General features: G+C 64.8%; 13 protein-coding genes and 1 tRNA gene. 11 read left to right on the forward strand and 3 right to left on the reverse strand.

Annotation, left to right across the window (positions count from 1 at the left end; genetic code table 11):
• Nucleotides 1-109: 109 nt before the first annotated feature.
• Together IPM18_10890 and gltB are read right to left on the reverse strand one after the other, a co-directional pair.
• Nucleotides 110-1,609, reverse strand: coding sequence for a glutamate synthase subunit beta (locus tag IPM18_10890; GenBank protein ID MBK9120089.1), 1,500 nt, complete (start codon nt 1,607-1,609; stop codon nt 110-112).
• Complete coding sequence (gene gltB / locus IPM18_10895) at nt 1,602-6,152, reverse strand: glutamate synthase large subunit (GenBank protein MBK9120090.1); 4,551 nt, start codon at nt 6,150-6,152, stop codon at nt 1,602-1,604. The genes IPM18_10890 and gltB overlap by 8 nt, the downstream gene beginning before the upstream one ends.
• Before the next feature lie 491 nt (nt 6,153-6,643).
• On the opposite strand from gltB, the gene IPM18_10900 reads away from it, so the two are divergent.
• The 9 genes from IPM18_10900 (at nt 6,644) to IPM18_10940 (ending at nt 15,695) form a co-directional block, all read left to right on the forward strand.
• Nucleotides 6,644-7,150 carry a hypothetical protein gene (locus IPM18_10900; protein ID MBK9120091.1) on the forward strand — a complete coding sequence of 169 codons (507 nt, stop codon included), beginning with the start codon at nt 6,644-6,646 and terminating at the stop codon, nt 7,148-7,150.
• Nucleotides 7,151-7,180: 30 nt separating this feature from the next.
• On the forward strand, nt 7,181-8,008 hold the full coding sequence (locus tag IPM18_10905) for a hypothetical protein (protein MBK9120092.1): 828 nt from the start codon (nt 7,181-7,183) through the stop codon (nt 8,006-8,008).
• Complete coding sequence (locus IPM18_10910; GenBank protein ID MBK9120093.1) at nt 8,005-9,039, forward strand: RluA family pseudouridine synthase; 1,035 nt, start codon at nt 8,005-8,007, stop codon at nt 9,037-9,039. Before IPM18_10905 ends, IPM18_10910 begins: the two co-directional genes overlap by 4 nt.
• 43 nt (nt 9,040-9,082) lie before the next feature.
• The gene (gene dacB / locus IPM18_10915) at nt 9,083-10,594 is read left to right on the forward strand and encodes a D-alanyl-D-alanine carboxypeptidase/D-alanyl-D-alanine-endopeptidase (GenBank protein ID MBK9120094.1); all 1,512 of its coding nucleotides are present in this window, start codon (nt 9,083-9,085) and stop codon (nt 10,592-10,594) included.
• A 130-nt stretch (nt 10,595-10,724) separates the two neighbouring features.
• Entirely contained in the window at nt 10,725-11,354 is a 630-nt protein-coding gene (locus IPM18_10920) for an OmpH family outer membrane protein (protein MBK9120095.1), read from the forward strand.
• Nucleotides 11,351-12,424 carry a UDP-3-O-(3-hydroxymyristoyl)glucosamine N-acyltransferase gene (gene lpxD, locus IPM18_10925; GenBank protein MBK9120096.1) on the forward strand — a complete coding sequence of 358 codons (1,074 nt, stop codon included), beginning with the start codon at nt 11,351-11,353 and terminating at the stop codon, nt 12,422-12,424. The genes IPM18_10920 and lpxD overlap by 4 nt, the downstream gene beginning before the upstream one ends.
• On the forward strand, nt 12,396-13,706 hold the full coding sequence (gene lpxC, locus IPM18_10930) for a UDP-3-O-[3-hydroxymyristoyl] N-acetylglucosamine deacetylase (protein MBK9120097.1): 1,311 nt from the start codon (nt 12,396-12,398) through the stop codon (nt 13,704-13,706). Before lpxD ends, lpxC begins: the two co-directional genes overlap by 29 nt.
• 41 nt (nt 13,707-13,747) lie before the next feature.
• Nucleotides 13,748-14,635 (forward strand): acyl-ACP--UDP-N-acetylglucosamine O-acyltransferase, encoded by an 888-nt coding sequence (gene lpxA, locus IPM18_10935; protein ID MBK9120098.1) that lies wholly within the window; start codon nt 13,748-13,750, stop codon nt 14,633-14,635.
• A complete protein-coding gene (locus IPM18_10940; GenBank protein MBK9120099.1) occupies nt 14,628-15,695 on the forward strand; it encodes a Gfo/Idh/MocA family oxidoreductase in 1,068 nt (355 codons plus the stop codon). Before lpxA ends, IPM18_10940 begins: the two co-directional genes overlap by 8 nt.
• 77 nt (nt 15,696-15,772) lie before the next feature.
• Here the strand turns inward: IPM18_10940 and pckA are convergent, their stop codons facing one another.
• Nucleotides 15,773-17,419: a phosphoenolpyruvate carboxykinase (ATP) gene (gene pckA / locus IPM18_10945; protein MBK9120100.1), complete on the reverse strand. Its 1,647-nt coding sequence runs from the start codon at nt 17,417-17,419 to the stop codon at nt 15,773-15,775.
• Between the two features lie 219 nt (nt 17,420-17,638).
• Between pckA and IPM18_10950 the strand changes: the two genes are divergently transcribed.
• Both IPM18_10950 and IPM18_10955 read left to right on the forward strand, forming a co-directional pair.
• A tRNA-Ser gene (locus IPM18_10950) sits at nt 17,639-17,728 on the forward strand.
• Between the two features lie 274 nt (nt 17,729-18,002).
• On the forward strand, nt 18,003-18,605 hold the full coding sequence (locus IPM18_10955; protein ID MBK9120101.1) for a sigma-70 family RNA polymerase sigma factor: 603 nt from the start codon (nt 18,003-18,005) through the stop codon (nt 18,603-18,605).
• Nucleotides 18,606-18,624: the final 19 nt, after the last annotated feature.

Here is an 18,624-nt window from a genome sequence, read left to right on the forward strand (position 1 = left end):
CAGTTCGCAGTGCGCCAACTTCGGCCGTGATCAGCCCATCACGCGCGCAGGTTTCGGCTGACCACCACGGCTCGTGACCACGGCCCGGTGGCGGGAAGTCCAGTGAGCATCAAGCTCTGCGGTGGGCGGATTGCAGCCACCTCTCTACTCCCACTGCCACAGTGCGGCCCGCGTGGATAGCTTGTACGACAAGCGACGCCCCGAGTACGCAGTCGCCCGCGGCGAAAATGCCGGGCGCACTGGTCTGTCCGGTGGCGTCGGTCTCGAGCCGGCCCCGTGCATCGCGGGCGAGATCCCACTCGGCGACGGGGCCACCCGGTTCGGGGTGCTTGAAGCCACACGCGAGCAACACGAGGTCTACGGGCCAGATTTCGTCGGTGTTGGGGACGAGGCGCATCTGGCGCGCGCCGTTCTTGGGGTGGCCGTGGGCTTGGCCGGCGTGGGAACCTTCCAGTGGCTCATCCGCGCTTCCCGGGGTGCGCCACTCTGTCTGTGTGACGCGGAGGGCGGTGACCCAATCGTGCTTGAGAATGAACCCAGTCGTGTTCACGCTCCAGCGCCGCTCGCAACCCTCCTCGTGCGAGCTTGAAGTCTGCAAGGTGGGCGGCCAGGCCGGCCAAACCACTAGCGGATTACACGCGTCGGGCGGCTCCTCGTGGTAGTTGAGTTGCAGTACGCGCTGAGCACCCTGGCGAATCGCCGTCCCCACGCAGTCGCTACCGGTGTCGCCGCCGCCAATGACGGCGACAATCTTGCCGCGGGCATCGATGCGAGTTTCGGGATCGAGTGTCGCACCCGCATTTTCACGATTCTGTTGCGCCAGGTATTCCATGGCGAAGTGCACGTTGCGCGCGTGCTCGCGGCCGGGGGCGTCGAGATCGCGTGGCACGCTGGCACCAATCGCCAGCACAACCGCGTCAAACATCCGCCGGACATAGGCAGCCGAAAGGTCTCGGCCGATCATCGCACCGGTTTGGAACTCGATCCCTTCGGCGACGAGCTGCGCGAGGCGGCGGTCGATCGCGAGTTTGTCGAGCTTGAAGTCGGGGATGCCGTAACGCAGCAGACCGCCGATCCGATCGGACTGCTCGAAGACCACGACGGAATGTCCGGCACGACGGAGTTGCTGCGCGGCTGCGAGTCCCGCTGGTCCGGAACCGACGATGGCGACGCGTTGGCCGGTCTCACTCAAGGGCGGTTGGGGTACGATCCAGCCCTCCGCCCAGGCACGCTCGACGATTGCGTTCTCGATGTTCTTGATGGTGACCGCGTCGTCATTGATCGCCAGTGTACACGCCGGTTCGCAGGGCGCCGGGCACGTGCGGCCGGTGAATTCCGGAAAGTTGTTGGTCGAGTGCAGATTCTCGCTGGCCTCGCGCCAGCGGCCGAGGCGCACCAACTCGTTGAACTCAGGGATACGGTTCTGGACGGGGCAACCGTACGCATGGCAGAACGGAATGCCGCAATCCATGCAGCGGCGGGCCTGCTCCTGCGCCTGGGTGCCAAGAATCGGCAGCTCGACCTCGTGATAATCGCGGATGCGGTCCGGGGCCGGGCGATAGGGCGCCGCCGACCGTCGCACTTCCAGAAAGCCGGTCGGTTCAGCCACGGAACACCTCCTCGGTTGCGGGGAGTGCATCCGACGCCACGGCTTCCTCCTCGCTCTGACGCGCCAGTGCCCGCCGGTACTCGATCGGCACCACCTTGACGAAGCGGCCCACCATCTCCGGCCAGTCGTCCAGGATGCGCCGGGCACGTTCGCTGCCGGTCCAGCGTCGGTGGTGGTCAATCCAGCGGCGGAGTTGCACCTGCTCCGCCGGCAGATGCACGCTCTCGAGATCCACCATGTCGAGATTGCAGAGCGTATCAAAGAGCTGGTGTTCGTCCAGCACGTAGGCCGTTCCACCACTCATGCCCGCGGCAAAATTGCGGCCGGTGGGGCCGAGGACGACAACCGTGCCACCCGTCATGTATTCGCAGCCATGGTCGCCCACGGCCTCAACCACCGCCGTCGCACCGCTGTTGCGCACCGCGAAGCGTTCGCCCACCGCACCGTTGATGAGCACTTCACCGGACGTCGCGCCATAGAGCAGCGTATTGCCTGCAATCACGTTCTCGTGGGCTTCAAAGCCGGCGTCCTCGGGTGGTTGGACAATGATTCTCCCGCCCGAGAGCCCCTTACCGAGATAGTCATTCGCTTCGCCGATGAGTCGAAAGAGAATGCCCGGCGCGAGAAAGGCCCCGAAACTCTGGCCGGCGGACCCGCGGAACAGGCACTCGACGGAGTTCTCCGGCAGTCCGGCCGCACCGTGTCGCCGCACCAGGTGATGGCTGAGGGTGGCGCCGATCGTGCGATGAACGTTCCGAATGGTGAACTCGACCCGGACCGGCTCGCCGCGATCCAGCGCCGGCGCAGCCGCCGCCAGCAACTCGGCTTCCAGTGGGTCGGCCGCGTGGATGCGGCGTGGGCCGACCCGGCGAATCGGGCGATCCGCGGGGACGTCGGGACACACCAGCAGGGGGGTAAGGTCGAGGCCGCGGGTCTTCCAGAAATCGGCGGCGCGCGTCGCGACCAGGCGATCGACGCGACCCACCAGTTCGTCGATGCGGCGAAATCCGAGTTGCGCCATCCAGCGGCGCACATCCTCAGCCACGAAGCGGAGGTAGCGCTCGGCGTGTTCCGGCTGACCGGCAAAGCGCTCGCGCAACCGCGGATCCTGCGTGGCGATGCCGACGGGGCAGGTTCCGAGGTGGCATTTGCGCATCAGGATACAGCCCTGCGTAACGAGCGCCGCTGTCCCGAATCCGAAGCGCTCGGCCCCCAACAGTGCTGCGATGATGACATCACGCCCGGTGCGCAAACCGCCATCCACCTGCACACGAATCCGCCCGCGCAGATCGTTGAGTACGAGGGTTTGCTGCGTCTCGGCCAGGCCCAACTCCCAGGGGGTCCCGGCATACCGGATGGACGACAGCGGGCTGGCGCCCGTGCCGCCCTCATGACCACTGATGAGCACTTCATCGGCGGCGGCCTTGGCTACGCCGGCCGCGACCGTGCCCACGCCGGCCTCGGAGACGAGTTTCACCGAGATCTCCGCGATCGGGTTCGCGGCCCGCAGATCATGAATGAGCTGCGCGAGATCCTCGATCGAGTAGATGTCGTGGTGGGGTGGTGGTGAGATGAGAGTGACACCGGGCGTCGAGTGCCGCAGGCGCGCGATTTCGTCCGTGACTTTGAAGCCCGGGAGTTGGCCGCCCTCGCCGGGTTTGGCGCCCTGGGCAACCTTGATTTGCAACTCGCGCGCCGCGCTCAGGTACTCAATCGTTACGCCGAATCGGCCGCTGGCAACCTGCTTGATGGCGCTGTTCGCCGAAGCGTGTCCGGGTTGCGGGTAGTAGCGCCGGGGGTCCTCGCCGCCTTCCCCCGTATTGCTGGCAGCCCCGAGTCGATTCATGGCGATGGCGAGCGATTGGTGGACTTCGGCGCCGATCGAGCCGTGTGACATGGCCCCTGTACAGAAGCGCTGCATGATGGCCGCGGCGTTCTCCACCTCGTGCAATGGGACCGGTGTGGCGGGCACGAAATCGAGCAGCCCGCGCAACGCTTGCAGATTGCGTGTCTCGGTGTTCGCACGGTCGGCAAAACGCTCGTACAAACCGTAGTCGTCGCGCCGCACGGCGTGCTGCAGCAGGTGGACTGTCTGGGGATTCCACGCGTGCTGCTCGCCGTCGGCGCGGTAGTGGTACTCGCCCCCGAACTCCAATGGCAAAGTCCCGGGGCGCGGTGGTTCGAAGGCCGTCCGGTGCCGCGCGTGGTATTCCTCAGCCAGGGTGGCGAGGCCGATCCCGGAGACCCGCGACGGCGTCCCGGGGAAGTACTTCTGAGTAATCTCCGGCGCCAACCCAACGATCTCGAAGAGTTGCGCCCCGCGGTAGCTCTGCAGCGTCGAAATGCCCATCTTCGAGATGGTTTTGAGGATACCTTTCTTGATTGCCGTGATGGTGTGCGCAATATATTCGCCCGGCTCGCGCTCGGCGGGCAGGTCGCCCTGGCGCTGCAGCTCATACAGGGTCTCGAAGGCGAGGTACGGGTTGATCGCACTGGCCCCATAGCCGCACAACAGGCAGAAATGCATGACCTCGCGGGGTTCGCCGCTCTCGACGATCAGTCCCACGCGATCGCGCAGACCGCGTGCTAACAGACCATGATGAACAGCAGCAACCGCAAGCAGAATAGGCAGCGGCGCACGGTGCGCATCGGCCGCCCGGTCGCTGATGATCAGCAGGAAGAGGTCGCGCCGCACGGCCTCCTCCGCGGCGGAGACAAGCGCTGCCAAACCGCGTTCGAAGCTGCCGGCCAGGTCGCCGGCATCCGGCTGCCAGACCGCGTCGATCGTTGCCACGCGCAGGTCGGGCCGGTCGATGCCACGCAGCCGGTCGAGATCGTCGTTGGTCAGGATCGGGTGCGCCAGCCGCAGTTTGCGGCAGTGTTCCGGCGTCTCGTCGAGCAGGTTGCGGTCACGGCCTGCGAACGTCGTCAGCGACATGACGAGGCCCTCGCGCAGCGGATCGATCGCGGGATTCGTCACCTGGGCGAACTGTTGCCGGAAGTACTCGAACAGCAGCTTGGGACGTTGCGACAGGACCGCCAGCGGCGTGTCCGTCCCCATCGAGCCGACCGGCTCCTGTGCATGGCGGGCCATCGGCACCAGGATGAGCTGCAGTTCTTCGCGCGTGTACCCGAACATCCGCAGCCGCGGCATGATCGTGGTGGTGTCGTGGGCAACGGGCTGACCCGCGGCAAACAGTCCACGCAGTTCGAGTCGATTCTGCTCCAACCAGCGCCGGTAGGGCTGCTGTCGTGCGATGCGGCTCTTCAACTCGTTGTCGCCCACGATCCGCTCTTCCTGCAGGTCCACCAGAAACAGCCGTCCGGGTTGCAGGCGGCCCTTGCGCTGGATCCGCTCCGCCGGAAACTCCACGACGCCCGCCTCGCTCGCCAGCACCACCAGGCCGTCATTCGTCACCACATAACGCCCCGGCCGAAGTCCGTTCCGGTCCAGCAGGGCGCCCACGTAGCGGCCGTCGGCGAATACGACCGCAGCCGGCCCATCCCAGGGCTCCATGATGGCGGCGTGGTAGTCGTAGAACGCACGCTTGTCCGCGCTCATGTGATACTGCGGTCCGTAGGCCTCGGGGATCAGCATCATGGCCGCATGCGGCAGTGTGCGCCCGGCACGCACGAGCAGTTCGAGCACGTTGTCCAGCGCGCCGGAGTCGCTCGTCCCCGGCATCACCACCGGCCGGAGATCGGTCAAGTCCTCCCCCAGCAGCGAACTGGCCAGGTGCGGCTCGCGGGCCCGCATGCGGTTCAGGTTCCCGCGCAGGGTGTTGATCTCGCCATTGTGCGCAAGCAACCGGAACGGCTGGGCCAACGGCCAACTGGGAAAAGTATTGGTGCTGTAGCGCTGGTGGACGATCGCGTAAGCGGTACGGACAAGTTCGTCGCTCAGATCGGTGAAGTACTCGAAGAGCTGCGGGGCCATGAACAGCCCTTTGTAGACGATATTTCTGCAGCTCAGCGAGCAGATGTACATCGAACCGGGGCCCCCGTGCGCTTCGCGGTCGAGGCGCTCGATCCGGCGGCGAACCAGGTAAAGGCGCCGCTCGAGCTCCTCGCCGCGCAACCCGCCCCCGTCGAGAAAGAACTGCGCGATGAGCGGCTCGCTGGCCAGGGCGGTATCACCGAGCACTTCGGATTTCACTGGCACCGGTCGCCAGTGACGCAGGGGCAGACCGTGATGATCGGCTGCGGCCGCCACCAGCGTACGGACGCGAGTCAGATCGGCTGTGCGCTCGACGAAGAGCATCCCGACACCGTAGGTGGCCGGTGCGGGTAACGTGACACCGGCTTCGGCCACGGCGGCGGCGAGGCCATCATGGGGCATCTGGAGCAGAATACCGGCACCATCACCCGTACAGGCGTCCCCCCCGGTGGCCCCACGGTGCAACAGGTTGGTCAGGACCTGTCGCCCGAGTTCGACAACGGCATGCGAACGTCGGCCATGGAGATCCACAACCGCACCGACACCGCAGTTGTCGTGCTCGAATTGCGGGTCATAGAGCCCCTGGAGGGGCAGCGTAGTTTGCATGGGCGAATCCTTCGGGCGGCTTCGTTTCGGCCGCCACACATCCGAACAACAACGCGGCCCGCGGGAGGATGACCGCGGGCCGGAACACATCGCACGAAAACGGAGGTTACTGAGATTCAACCCGTCCAGCGTGTGCCCGGCTCATGCCCGGCCGGTACGTGGCCGGCTAGGCGAAGAGTGGTTAGAGGTACACGCTCACGCCTGCGGATCATGGGGCACCTGGAAGAGCCGACAAGTGGCACGGGGCCGAAACAAGACTGTAGTGTGCGAGCCACGGCCCCTCTATGTCAAGAGAAATTCGAGCGGTGCGCGTCGGTTCCCCGCCCCGCGACCGTTGCCTGCGGACGTCCCTTCCCGTTGCCGAGGGGCGGTTCGCAGGCCCCGCGCAACCAACTGCTCCAGCGCGCGCCGCATGGCCTCCAACCGTTTGACGCCGATGGGTCGTGCGGCGAGAATACCCCGTTTCATCAGGCACTTGGGAGAGCACGAGTATGACGACAGCGGTACGCAAAGGAGTGCGGTCGCGACTGTCGACCGGAAGCGTGTGGGTTGTGGGACTCTTCCTCACCGTGTGTGGTTGCCAGTCACCGATGAACGGAGCCGAGGATCCCGGACGGCAGGGTGGCCGGCCCCCCTCAGGCGCCATGCAGGACCCGCTCCTGCCAGGAATTCCATTGCCCAATGGGCTGCGTTTTGTGCCGGAGCGGAGTTCGGGGCGCACCAGTGGGCAATCACGCTTTGTGACGCACCATTACGTTGGCGGTTACACGGTGTCAGCGCTGGTGACCTGGTTCCGGGAAAATATGCCCACGGCGGGTTTTACGATTGTCACGGATTATTTCCACGGGCGGCAGCATACGCTGCGCTTCGTCAGCCGCGAGGAAGAATGTAACATTGAACTCGTTCGTGAGGGCGATCGGGTAGGCGTCACCGTGACGGTAGCGCCGGTTCCCAAGGGTTCCTCCGAACGTGACCTGCAAGCGCCTGCCCCACGCTGAGACCCCCCGGGCAGAACCAGAGGATCGTGAATGGATGCTGAAACGCGACATCAGTTGAAAACGAACGATCTCGCCGAAGCCCTGGCGCGCCTGCGGGATTTCCGCGACCCGCGCCTCACTTACGGGCTCGTCGCGATTTGTGCCATCATCATCGGCCTGGCGGCCTGGTACGCCTTCAATGCCTATCGTCGGCATACCCTGGAGGGGCAGTGGCAACGCCTGGGGGCACTCACGGAGCCCCTCGCAGCGCAAGATGCCGCCAAGCGACTCTCAGCCCGTGATGATCTGGAGGCGTTGATCAGCCAGGCATCCCATCCAACATTGCTCGGCTTTGCCCGGCTCAAACTCGCCGACGCCTTGGTGCGAGAGGCCGTCCAGGATGAGTCGCAGCGGCCGGGGAATTTCCCGCGGGCCGCGGAAATTCTGGAGGTGATTCGGCGTGATCCACGGACCCCTCGTGACCTGTACGCCGCCGCGACTTTCGGCCTTGCCTCCGTCAAGGAGTCGCTCCGCGACTTCGCCGGAGCACGGACGCTGTACGAGGAACTCACGCGCCCCGCGGCCTTCCCCGGTTCACCCTATGAAGAACTGGCCACCGCCCGCTTACAGGACCTCGACAAGCTGGAGGACCTGCCGGAACTCGTGGCGGGAGAGCGGCCACCGGTGACACCGCCGCAATTCACCCTCCAACCCCCCGTACTCACCCCGGCACCGCCAGTAACGCTGCCGCCGGTTGAAGCACCTCCGAGCGAGCCAGCCGCACCTGAGAACACACCACCCAGCGTCGACGAGCCCGCTTCTGAGCCCCCGGCAGAGGAGCCCGCCGAGCCCGCCACGGAACCGGGCGAGGTGCCGTGAGCGCCGAGTCCGAGGACATCCTTGAGCGCCCGGTCCCCATCGATGACGACTCGGCTGAGCGCGTGACCTTGCATGTGCGCCGCAAGCTTCCCGGCCGGCGGCTTGACAAGTATTTGCACGGGCGTTTTCCGCGGCTGTCCCGCACCACGATTCAGCGCCTGATCAAGCAGGGGGCGATCACCGTGAACGGCGCGCCGACCAAGGCGAGCTATGAGATGGCCGGCGGTGATGTCGTTGACCTCGTCATGCCCGCGCCCGAAGCCCGCGAGGTGATCCCCGAGGACATCCCGCTGGAGATCGTCTATGAGGACGAGCACCTCATCGCACTGAACAAACAGGCGGGCATCATCTGCCACCCGGCCCGGGCCGAGCAGACCGGCACGCTGGTCAACGCGCTGGCTTTCTACGCCCATACACTGAGCCACGGGGAGGATCCGTTCCGTCCGGGGATCGTCCATCGTCTCGACAAAAACACGACGGGTATCATGCTGGTTGCCAAGACGGATGAAGCCCACTGGCGGCTTGCGTTGCAATTCGAGCGTCGCACGACGCAAAAAACCTACGTTGCAATCGTGCATGGTGACCCGAATCTCGACAGTGACACGATCGACGCCCCCATTGGAGTCCACCAGGTCGTCCGCGAAAAGTTTGCCGTCTTCCTCCGCGAGAACAAGATCGACATCACCAAGGACGCCGTTACGACCTACGAGGTGCTGGAGCGTTTCGGCACTTATACGCTCATGAAGTTGATGCCAAAGACCGGCCGGACGCACCAGCTTCGCGTGCATATGTCACACCTCGGCCACCCCATCATCGGCGATACGCTTTACGGTGGCCGGGTTGTCAGCGCTTACGACCTATCCGGCGGAGCTGAGGCCGACCGGACCCCGCTGTTCATGCACCAGGCCCTGCACGCCTGGCGGATTGCATTTCGGCACCCGATCGAGGAAAACCCCATGGAACTGGAGGCGCCGTTCAGTGCGCCGCTGAAGCGCGCAGTGCAGCTCTTGCGGGCTGGGCGACCAGTATAAGAGTGGTGAATGAGTGTGCCGCGTGCGGCCGGAGGAAGAACCCATGGCAGGGAGGACTGGGGTGCGTGGGATAGTCTGGGGATTGACGCCGGCGCGTGCGGCGAGCGCCGCTACGCGGTGGGTGAGCCGTATAGCAGCGTGGTTGCTCCTCGCATTGCCAGGGGCGGCCGCGCTGTACGCGCAAGCTGCCTCACAGTCGGATGGACTCGATGCGGCATTGCAGCGCGCGCTCCGTCCACTGGTAGCGAGGGTTCCTGCGAATTCCCAACTGGGTCTGGTCATTGCCGATGCCGCAAGCAACGAGACGCTCTTCGTTCATCAGGGCGACACCCTGCTCAAGCCGGCGAGTGTTTTGAAGATCTTCGTGGCTGCCGCCGCGCTCGAACACTTCGGCCCTGAATTCGAGTACCGCACGGACGTCTACCTGCACGAACGGCAGCTTTGGGTGCGAGGCGGCGGTGACCCGGGCTTGGGGGATGGCCGGATTGCCCGCAAGTACGACCGTAATCTCAATCACCACTTCGATGAGTGGGCCGCGGCCTTGCGGGCCGCGGGTGTCACCGAACTGGAGCGCGTCGTTCTTGACGACTCGATCTTCGACGAGGAGTGGACCAACGCGGCCTGGCCGGTGTCCCAGGCGGACCGCTGGTACCAGGCCCCCGTGGGCGGCCTGAACCTCAACGATAACTGTCTCGACGTCGTGGTCGTAGTGCGCAACGGTCAAGTCGAGGTCCAGTTGCAGCCGGACCTGCCGGCAACGCTCCTTCGAAACGAACTCACGGCCGGCGGAAAACACGGCCCCACGATACGGCGGGCCGCGGATAGCGATGTGTTCGAGCTCCGCGGGGCGGTCACGCAACGTGGGGAACTGCGCGCCGTGGCTGTTCGCCAGCCGACCATCTTTTTCGCGCACGCCCTCAAGCAGGCGCTCGAAACCCGCGGCATTCGTGTCGCGGGGCCGGTGACGCGCAGGACCCTGACGGTGGCCGAATGTGCCGCGGCCCGGCCCCTGGCATCCAATCGTACACACCTGCGCGATGTGCTTTGGCGGGTGAACACCTTCAGCCAGAACATGTTTGCCGAAGCCCTCCTGAAGTCGCTTTCGGCCTACGCTCCGGACGGACGGCGAACCGGAACACCTGGAAGTTGGTCCGGCGGCGAACGCGAACTTCGCGCGCTGCTCGGGCGCATCCGCTTGAACGTTGATTCTGCGGTCTTCGTGGACGGCAGCGGCCTCAGCCATACCAACCGCGTGACTGCCGGGCAGATCGTAGAACTGCTGGTGCGTATGCACTCCCACCGGTACGCGAATGCATTCCGTGAGAGTCTTGCGCGGGCGGGGGAGGTTGGCTCGATGCGGACGCGCTATCGCGACCCGGCCCTCGTGGGGCGCATGATTGGAAAGACCGGCTCGCTGTCCGGTGTCGCCACGGTCGCCGGGTATCTCACCCGGGACGATGGCCGCGTGCTGGCGTTCGCTGCGCTCATCAATGGTCCCGCCCCGGACGACCTGCTGAGGAACATCGCCAGGGCGATTGTGACTGCCAGTCCATGATGACCGAGATCCGCCCCCTACCCCTTGTGAGGGGCCGTGGAGTGGGGACAATGCTGCGAAGTTGCAGCTTGATACGCCGGCTGGGATCCGGCCGGCTACGAATCCGCAGTTCTATCGCAGGAGTCGAAGGATGAATCGATCATGGTGGCTCGGCATCGTGACGGGAAGTGTCGTGGCCTTGGCGGTGCTGGCCGGCGCGCGGGAGTTAGGCGCTTACCAGGCGGCCGGCCCCAGCGGCCGGGTGGCGGTGGTTGACGTCATCCGCACGCTGAATGAATTCCAGAAACAGAAAGACCTCGTGCAGCAGGTCACCGCGCAGCAGCAGGCACTGGAGGCGGAGAATCGCACGCGTCGCGAAAAGATCGACCTCCTGCAAGCCGAAATTGAACGGCTTGACCCGCAGGACCCGACCTTGCCTCCGCGGATGCGGGAACTGCTGGCGATGCAGGTCGACTACAAGAACTGGGCCGAGCTTTCCCAGCTCAACCTGGCACGTGAGTTCGGCCTCTGGTCCATCCAGATGTACCGGGATCTGATCGCGGCGGTGAACGCGATCGCCCAGGCCGAGGGCTACGATCTCGTATTGTACCGCGGCGAATTTGAAGCGATCTCCATGGATCCCGAAGTCGTCCGGGACCAGATCCGCGGCAACCAGGTGCTCTACTCGGCCACCGGCATCAACATTACCCAGCAGGTGCTCGACCGTATGAACACGGACTACCGCGCCCAGGGCAAAGTGCAGATGGTTCCGAATCCATGACGATTACGGCCTCACTCCGCTGGACACCACCGCGGCTCTCGGCGGCCGAACTCGCCGAGCGGCTGGCGGGTACTCTGGTCGGCAACGGAACGGTCACGATCTGTTCCGTCGCGCCGCTGGCCGACGCCGGTCCTGATGCGCTGAGCTGGATTGGCGACCGCAAGTACGTCCCCAAGCTGGCAACCACGCGCGCGGGCATCGTGCTTGTCTCCGCGGAGATCGAGGTTCCGCCGGGGCTTACGGCGATACGTGTGGCCGACCCGGATCTCGCGCTCTGCGTCGTATTGGAAGCCCTGCGGCCACCTTTGCCGGTTGTGCCTGTGGGTATCGATCCGACCGCCACCGTTGCGGGCGATGCCGTAGTAACAGACGCCTGCATCGGCCCGCACGTCACCGTGAGCGCCGGTGCGGTGATCGGCGCGGGCACACAGTTGCATGCGGGTGTGTACATCGGGCCGGGGGTCACGGTTGGGTGTGCTTGTGTTCTCTGGCCGAACGTCGTCGTCCGAGAGTACGCCTCCTTGGGCGACCGGGTCGTGATCCACCCGAACGCGACGATCGGTGCGGACGGTTTCGGCTACCATCAGCGTGGCGGCGAGCACCGCAAGATTCCGCAGATCGGCCGGGTGGTCATCGAGGACGACGTGGAAATCGGCGCGGGCACCTGCATCGACCGTGCGCGCAGTGGTGAAACGCGGATCGGCCGCGGCAGCAAGATTGATAACCTTGTGCAGATTGGGCACAATTGCCAGATCGGAGCCCACTGTATCATCGTCAGCCAGTGTGGGTTGTCGGGCTCGACGGTCCTCGGCGATTACGCGCTGCTCGCCGGGCAGGCCGGGGTCGCCGACCATGTCCGCATCGGCAGCCGGGCCGTGATCACAGCCCGAGCGGGCGTGATGACCAACGTCCCCGACGGCGCGGTCTTTGGTGGCCAGCCGGCGCTAGATCACCGGGACGAGTTCCGGCAGTATGCCGCGGTGCGGCGGCTGCCCAAGCTCGTCGATCAGGTTCGTGAACTCACGAAACGCGTGCAACAGCTTGAATCGGCAAACAACCATCCAGCGTGAAGTCGAGCTGGCAGGCCGTGGCTTGTTCACCGGCTTCCCCGTGCATGTGCGCTTCCGACCGGCCAGCCCCGGAACGGGCGTTACGTTTGTGCGCACCGATCAGCCCCAGCCCGTGCGCATCGCAGCCCGGGTGGAGAATCTGGCCAAGCGGGCGCGCCGCACGACGCTACGGAATGGAACGGCTGCCATCGAGACAGTGGAACACTGCCTCGCGGCGGTGCGGGGACTCGGCATCGACAATGTCATCATCGAGATGAACAACGCCGAACTGCCCGCCGGTGACGGCAGTTCCATGCCTTTCGTGGTGGCCCTGCAGTCGGCTGGCCTGCAGGAGTTTGAGATCGAGCGGAATGTGCTGCACGTCACCGAGCCGGTACGCGTGCGGGAAGATGATGCCGAGCTGGTGGCGTGGCCCGGGGAGCCCAATCGCCTGGAGGTCATCTATGAGCTCGATTACGGCCCCCAGAGCCCCATCGGGCACCAGATTTTCAACTTTGGACTGGAGCCGGAGCGTTTCCTGGAGCAAATCGCACCAGCTCGGACTTTCGTGTTGGAGGAAGAAGCCCAGGCCCTCCGGGCCGCCGGCCTGGGCACGCACCTGACCTATGCGGATATCCTCGTCATCGGGCGTGAGGGGCCGATCGAGAACCAGTATCGCTACGAGAATGAATGCGTCCGCCACAAAATACTCGACTTGGTCGGCGACCTGATGCTGGCGGGCTGCTTCGTCTGTGGCAAGATCTACGCCCGCAAGTCAGGGCATCACCTGAATCACGAGCTGATTCGTAAACTGCTCGAAATCCGCACCCGGCAACAACTTCGCAAGCGACTGGTCGGCGCTCCCGAGTTGGATATTCGGGCGGTCTCCCGCATCCTGCCGCACCGCTTTCCGATGCTGTTGATCGATCGTGTGATCGAGATGGATGCGGATCGCCGCGCGGTCGGCATCAAAAACGTCACGATCAATGAACCCTTCTTCCAGGGACATTACCCGCGGCAGCCCATCATGCCCGGGGTGCTGATTATCGAGGCGATGGCACAGTTGGGCGGCATTCTGCTTTCGCAGAAGCTCGAGCACACCGGCAAGGTTGCCATCCTGCTAAGTCTCGATCGTGCCAAGTTCCGTCGCCCGGTGGGTCCGGGCGACCAGTTGGTGATTGAAGCACAATCAGTTCGCGTGAAAGCGCGTACCGGTCAATGCCAGTGTAGTGCCCATGTTGGTGGTGAGCTGGTGGCCGAGGCCATGATTCGTTTTATGCTGGTCGACGCCGATCCGACTTGAGAGGATGCCGCCCGAAGGATGGCGGCAGAATTTGGATGCCCATGATTCATCCCACCGCCTACGTTGATCCGCAGGCCGAACTCGGCCGCGATGTCGAGGTCGGGGCGTTCAGCTACGTCGGACCAGGCGTCGTGCTCGGCCCGGGATGCATCCTCAGTCCGCGTGTCACATTGCTGGGACCCGCCAGCTTCGGTTCCGGAAACGTGTTCTACAGCGGTGCCGTGCTCGGCGCTGCGCCTCAGGATCTCAAGTACAAGGGCGGCCCGACCGGCCTGGTCGTCGGCGACGACAACGTCTTCCGCGAGTTGGTGACCGTGCACCGCGGCACCGAGGTGGATCGGCTGAGCCGGGGCTTCACACGCATCGGGGACAAGAACCTGCTGATGGTGGGCGTGCATGTCGCTCACGACAGCGAGGTGGGCAGCCAGGTTCTGATTGCCAACGCGGTACAGATCGCCGGGCACGTTCGTATCGAGGATCGGGTCGTCATCGGCGGTGCGTCCGCGATGCACCACTTCGTCACGATCGGGCGTAACGCCTACGTCGGCGGGATGACCCGCATTACGCATGACGTCCCGCCGTACATGAAGGTTCTCGGTTACGATCAGGCGGTCCGTGGGGCCAATGTCGAGGGCCTCCGCCGCTGGCAGTTTCCACCAGAGTCAATCCAGTGTGTCAAGCGTGCGGCCCGCGTGCTGTACGCCCGGCGCGGCGAGCGGGCACCGCTCCGCACAGCCGATGCTTTGCAGGCCATCGAGTCCGACGGCCTGATGCAGGACGAACACGTGCGCTACCTGGTCGATTTTCTGCGTCGCAAAATGGCAGTCGGCATCTTCGGGCGCGTACGTGAGCACTATCGCAACGATTCGGACCAGGATCGCGCCGGCTACTACGGCGCTTCCGCGGATGGAGTATCCTCAGTTGGCTGAGCCCCTTCCAGTCGCCGTGATCGGCGCCGGTCACATGGGCCGTCACCATGTCCGCAAGTACGCCGAGATGCCTGAGGTCCGGCTGGTGGCCGTCATCGACTCCAATGAGCAGCGGGCCCGCGAAATGGCGGAGCCGCACGGCGCTCGCTGGGGGACGACGCTCACGCCCGCACTGGGCACGGTGGCCGCTGTCACCGTGGCTGTGCCGACCATTCACCACCTTGCCGTCAGCCGTCCGCTCATCGAGCGTGGCATCCACGTGCTGATCGAGAAACCGCTGGCACCCAGTGCGGCCGATGCCGAGGCCATCGCCCGGCTGGCGCGTGAGCACCGCGTGGTGGTCGCCGTCGGCCATACGGAGCGCTTCAACCCGGCCGTGCGGGCGGTGGCCCGGTTGGGCTTGCAACCGAAATTCGTCGAAACGCACCGGATCAGCCCGTTCACGTTCCGTTCGGCCGACGTGGGCGTGGTCTTTGACCTGATGATCCACGACATCGACATCATGCTCGACCTGGTGCGCGCGAATGCCCAGCACGTTGATGCGGTTGGGGTAAACGTGCTTGGTCCGCATGAAGACATCGCCAACGCGCGCGTGCGGTGCGCGAACGGGGCGGTCGCCAACCTGACGGCTTCGCGGCTAGCGCTGAAAACCGAGCGGAAGCTGCGGGTCTTCGCCGAGAACGCCTATGTCTCGCTCGACTACCAGAAGAAAGTCGGAATCGCGGTGACGCTCGATCGAAATCTCGACGTGCTGAAGTTCGCGCGCGAGCGGAACATTGAAGACCTGTCGCAAATGGCCGGACTCGATTTTGGCAAGATGGTGCAGGTCGAGCCCCTGGAAATTGACGACAAGGATCCACTGCGCACTGAATTGGAATCATTCATTGCGGCCGTGCGTACCGGCGGTCGCCCGCCGGTGAGTGCCGAGGATGGCGTAGCCGCGGTGCGCCTGGCGGAGCAGCTTGTGGCTTCCATCCAGGCCCACCGCTGGGACGGCGAGTCGGGCGAACGTGTCGGATTGAAAGCGGATATCTTCGGTCACGCCGCCCAGCGGTCCTGACGGCCGGTTCCGGGTATCACAGCACCCGGGGATAGCGCCATGATCTGGAACCGTGGCGGGGGGCCGCTCCGACCGGGCTAGTGGCGCCGCTGTGGCCCGGCCTCCAGTACCTCGCGCGGACAGCCCTCGGCATACAGCTTGAAGTTGTCGATGAAACGCGCTGCGAGTGCGTCGTACCGGTTCCAGTACTCATCGACACTGTTCCAACTACCGGCCGGGTCAAGAATCTCCGGCGGTACATCCGGGCAGCTCAGCGGCACCTCGAAGCCGAAGAGCTTGTCACGTCGATACTCCACCTCCGCGAGCTTACCGTCCAGCACGGCGTTCAACAGGTTACGCGTGTGCCGGATGCTGATGCGCTTGCCGACGCCGAACGCGCCCCCGGTCCACCCGGTATTCACCAACCAGCATGTTGCGCCGTGTTTGGCGAGTTTCTGCTTCAGCAGGGCTGCGTACACGGACGGGTGATGCACCATGAAAACCGCCCCGAAACAGGCGCTGAACGTAATCTGTGGCTCTTTGCCGAGCCCGATTTCCGTGCCGGCGACTTTTGACGTGTACCCGCTGATGAAATGGTACATGGCCTGCGCGGGGCTGAGTCGGGCGATGGGGGGCAACACACCGGAAGCATCACAGGTCAGGAAAATCACGTTCTTCGGGTGCGTGCGGACCATCTTCTCGGGTACGGTGTTCGGGATCATTTCGAGCGGGTACGAAGCTCTGGTGTTCTCCGTGATGCTGTCGTCATCGAGGTCGATGCGGCGCGAAGAGGGGTCGTAGGCGACGTTCTCGAGAATGGTGCCGAACTGCCGTGTGGCGGCATAAATCTGGGGCTCACTCTCGGCCGACAGGCGGATTACCTTGGCGTAGCAGCCGCCCTCGAAGTTGAACACGCCGTCGTCGCTCCAACCGTGCTCATCGTCGCCGATGAGGCGTCGTCGGGGATCGGCTGACAGCGTGGTCTTGCCGGTGCCGGAAAGGCCGAAGAACAGGGCCACATCACCCTGGTCGCCGACGTTCGCCGAGCAGTGCATGGCCAACACGCCCTGGTTGGGCAGCAGGAAGTTGAGCACGGTGAAGATGCTCTTCTTGATTTCGCCCGCGTAGGCCGAGTTCGCGATGATCGCGGTACGCTGACCGAAATTGAGCAGGATCGCCGTCTCGCTCCGCGTGCCGTCGATACGCGGGTCGCACGGAAAGGACGGTGCGGCGATGATCGTGAAGTCCGGCGTGTGTTCATGCGCGGCATCGCGCGTTGCAACGGGGATGAACATATTCCGCGCGAAGTGGCTGTGCCAGGCCTTGTCCGTGATGATCCGGATCGGCATGCGGTACTCGGGGTCGGCCCCGGCATAGCAATCCTGCACGAACAACTCTTCGCCCTGGAGGAATGCCAGCAGGCGGCCCTGCAACGCATTGAACTTGTCCAGCGCGAAAGGCCGGTTGTACTCCCCCCACCAGATCTTGTCCGCGGTCGAGGATTCGTGGACGATGAACTTGTCGGCCGCAGCTCGGGCGGTGTGCTTGCCGGTGTGCGCCACGAACGGGCCGCCCTCGACGAGGTGACCTTCCCCACGGAAAATCGCCTCCTCCACGAGTGCGGGCGTTGGCAGATTCCAGTAGACGCGCTTGAGGTGGCTGAGGCCATGATTGCTGAGGGTGTGGGCGCTGACCCATTCCCCGGCATGCGGGCTCGCGGGCGTCACGATCTCGACATACTTCATCGTCGCTCCCTTCGCAGATCTGAATAAGTCGCGGAGTTTACGACGCCCTCCGCAGGGCGGCAACGGCTCGCGCCCCGGGGCCGCGGGCAGGCCGCCGTGCCAGGCCCCGATTGTCTGCCCCCCCGGTCTCCCATCGCTCCCCCTGCAGTTGGCTCGCCACTTGCCGTAAATCTGGTATACTATTTGCATTCTCGCTGGCGGCCCGCCCGGCCGCGCGTGGGAGAGGTGGCCGAGCGGCTGAAGGCACCGGTTTGCTAAACCGGCGTACGGCGTAAAGCCGTACCGCGAGTTCGAATCTCGCCCTCTCCGTGCCCGGAGTGCGTATTCGCGGTGCTTTGGTGGGGGTGTTTTCTGTTGATGAATTGGGGGGGGGAACGGACGGCCCCGCCCGAGCTCTCCAACTCCGACCGCCTCCCCAACATTGAAAACACATCGGAACCGCTTGTGCGCGGCGTTGTGCAAAGGTTAGGATCGAGGCACGCACCGGACGGCGATTCTGCGGTGGCCGAGGGTCACTCGCGGGCCTGCGAACGTCGATCTGCACTTCTTACTCGGCCGGGGCGCACACATCAGGGAGGCGGCTGTGGATGCTCGACAAGGCCAGATCACGTCACTGTTGGCCGCGGTGCGTAACGGGAATTCCGCAGCACGGGAGGAGCTTTGGCACACCGTGTACGCGGAACTCCACCAGATCGCGCAGGCCCGCCTGTCACGGGAGGTTCGGCACCCCGATCTTCAGACGACGGTACTGGTTCAGGAGGCGTACCTGCGGTTGGCAGGTAGCAACGGAACCGTGCTCCCGGAGGACCGCCGGCAACTGCATGCTTTTGCGGCGAATGCAATGCGCCAATTTCTCATCGATCACGCACGTAAACGTAGAGCCCTGAAGCGCGGTGGAGGCCGCGTTGCCCTTGGCGCGATGGAGGCCGTTGAGGCCCCGGGTGATCCGGCCGACATTCTGGCCGTGGACGAGGTGCTGGAGCAGCTCCGGCGCAACGACCCGCGCAAAGCCGAGATTGTGCAACTCCGTTTCTACGGAGGGTTGCAGATCGACGAGATTGCGGAAATCGTCGGCCTCTCGCCGCGTACGGTTGACAACGAGTGGCGCTTCGCACGAGCGTGGATCTTCGGTCAACTGGCCGAGGAGGCACCCGCAGCTGGCCGCGCGGATCGGCAGGTAAAGTGAGTGTGCCGCGACTGCACCA

Source organism: Phycisphaerales bacterium (genome assembly GCA_016716475.1).
GTDB lineage: Bacteria > Planctomycetota > Phycisphaerae > UBA1845 > Fen-1342 > JADJWG01.

Bases quoted from the DNA above. Each gene is read 5' to 3' on its own strand.
- lpxD (MBK9120096.1), top strand. From the start codon at position 11,351: ATGACGATTACGGCCTCACTCCGCTGGACACCACCGCGGCTCTCGGCG.
- IPM18_10900 (MBK9120091.1), top strand. From the start codon at position 6,644: ATGACGACAGCGGTACGCAAAGGAGTGCGGTCGCGACTGTCGACCGGA.
- gltB (MBK9120090.1), bottom strand. From the start codon at position 6,152: ATGCAAACTACGCTGCCCCTCCAGGGGCTCTATGACCCGCAATTCGAG.
- pckA (MBK9120100.1), bottom strand. From the start codon at position 17,419: ATGAAGTATGTCGAGATCGTGACGCCCGCGAGCCCGCATGCCGGGGAA.
- dacB (MBK9120094.1), top strand. From the start codon at position 9,083: ATGGCAGGGAGGACTGGGGTGCGTGGGATAGTCTGGGGATTGACGCCG.
- lpxA (MBK9120098.1), top strand. From the start codon at position 13,748: ATGATTCATCCCACCGCCTACGTTGATCCGCAGGCCGAACTCGGCCGC.
- IPM18_10905 (MBK9120092.1), top strand. From the start codon at position 7,181: ATGGATGCTGAAACGCGACATCAGTTGAAAACGAACGATCTCGCCGAA.
- IPM18_10920 (MBK9120095.1), top strand. From the start codon at position 10,725: ATGAATCGATCATGGTGGCTCGGCATCGTGACGGGAAGTGTCGTGGCC.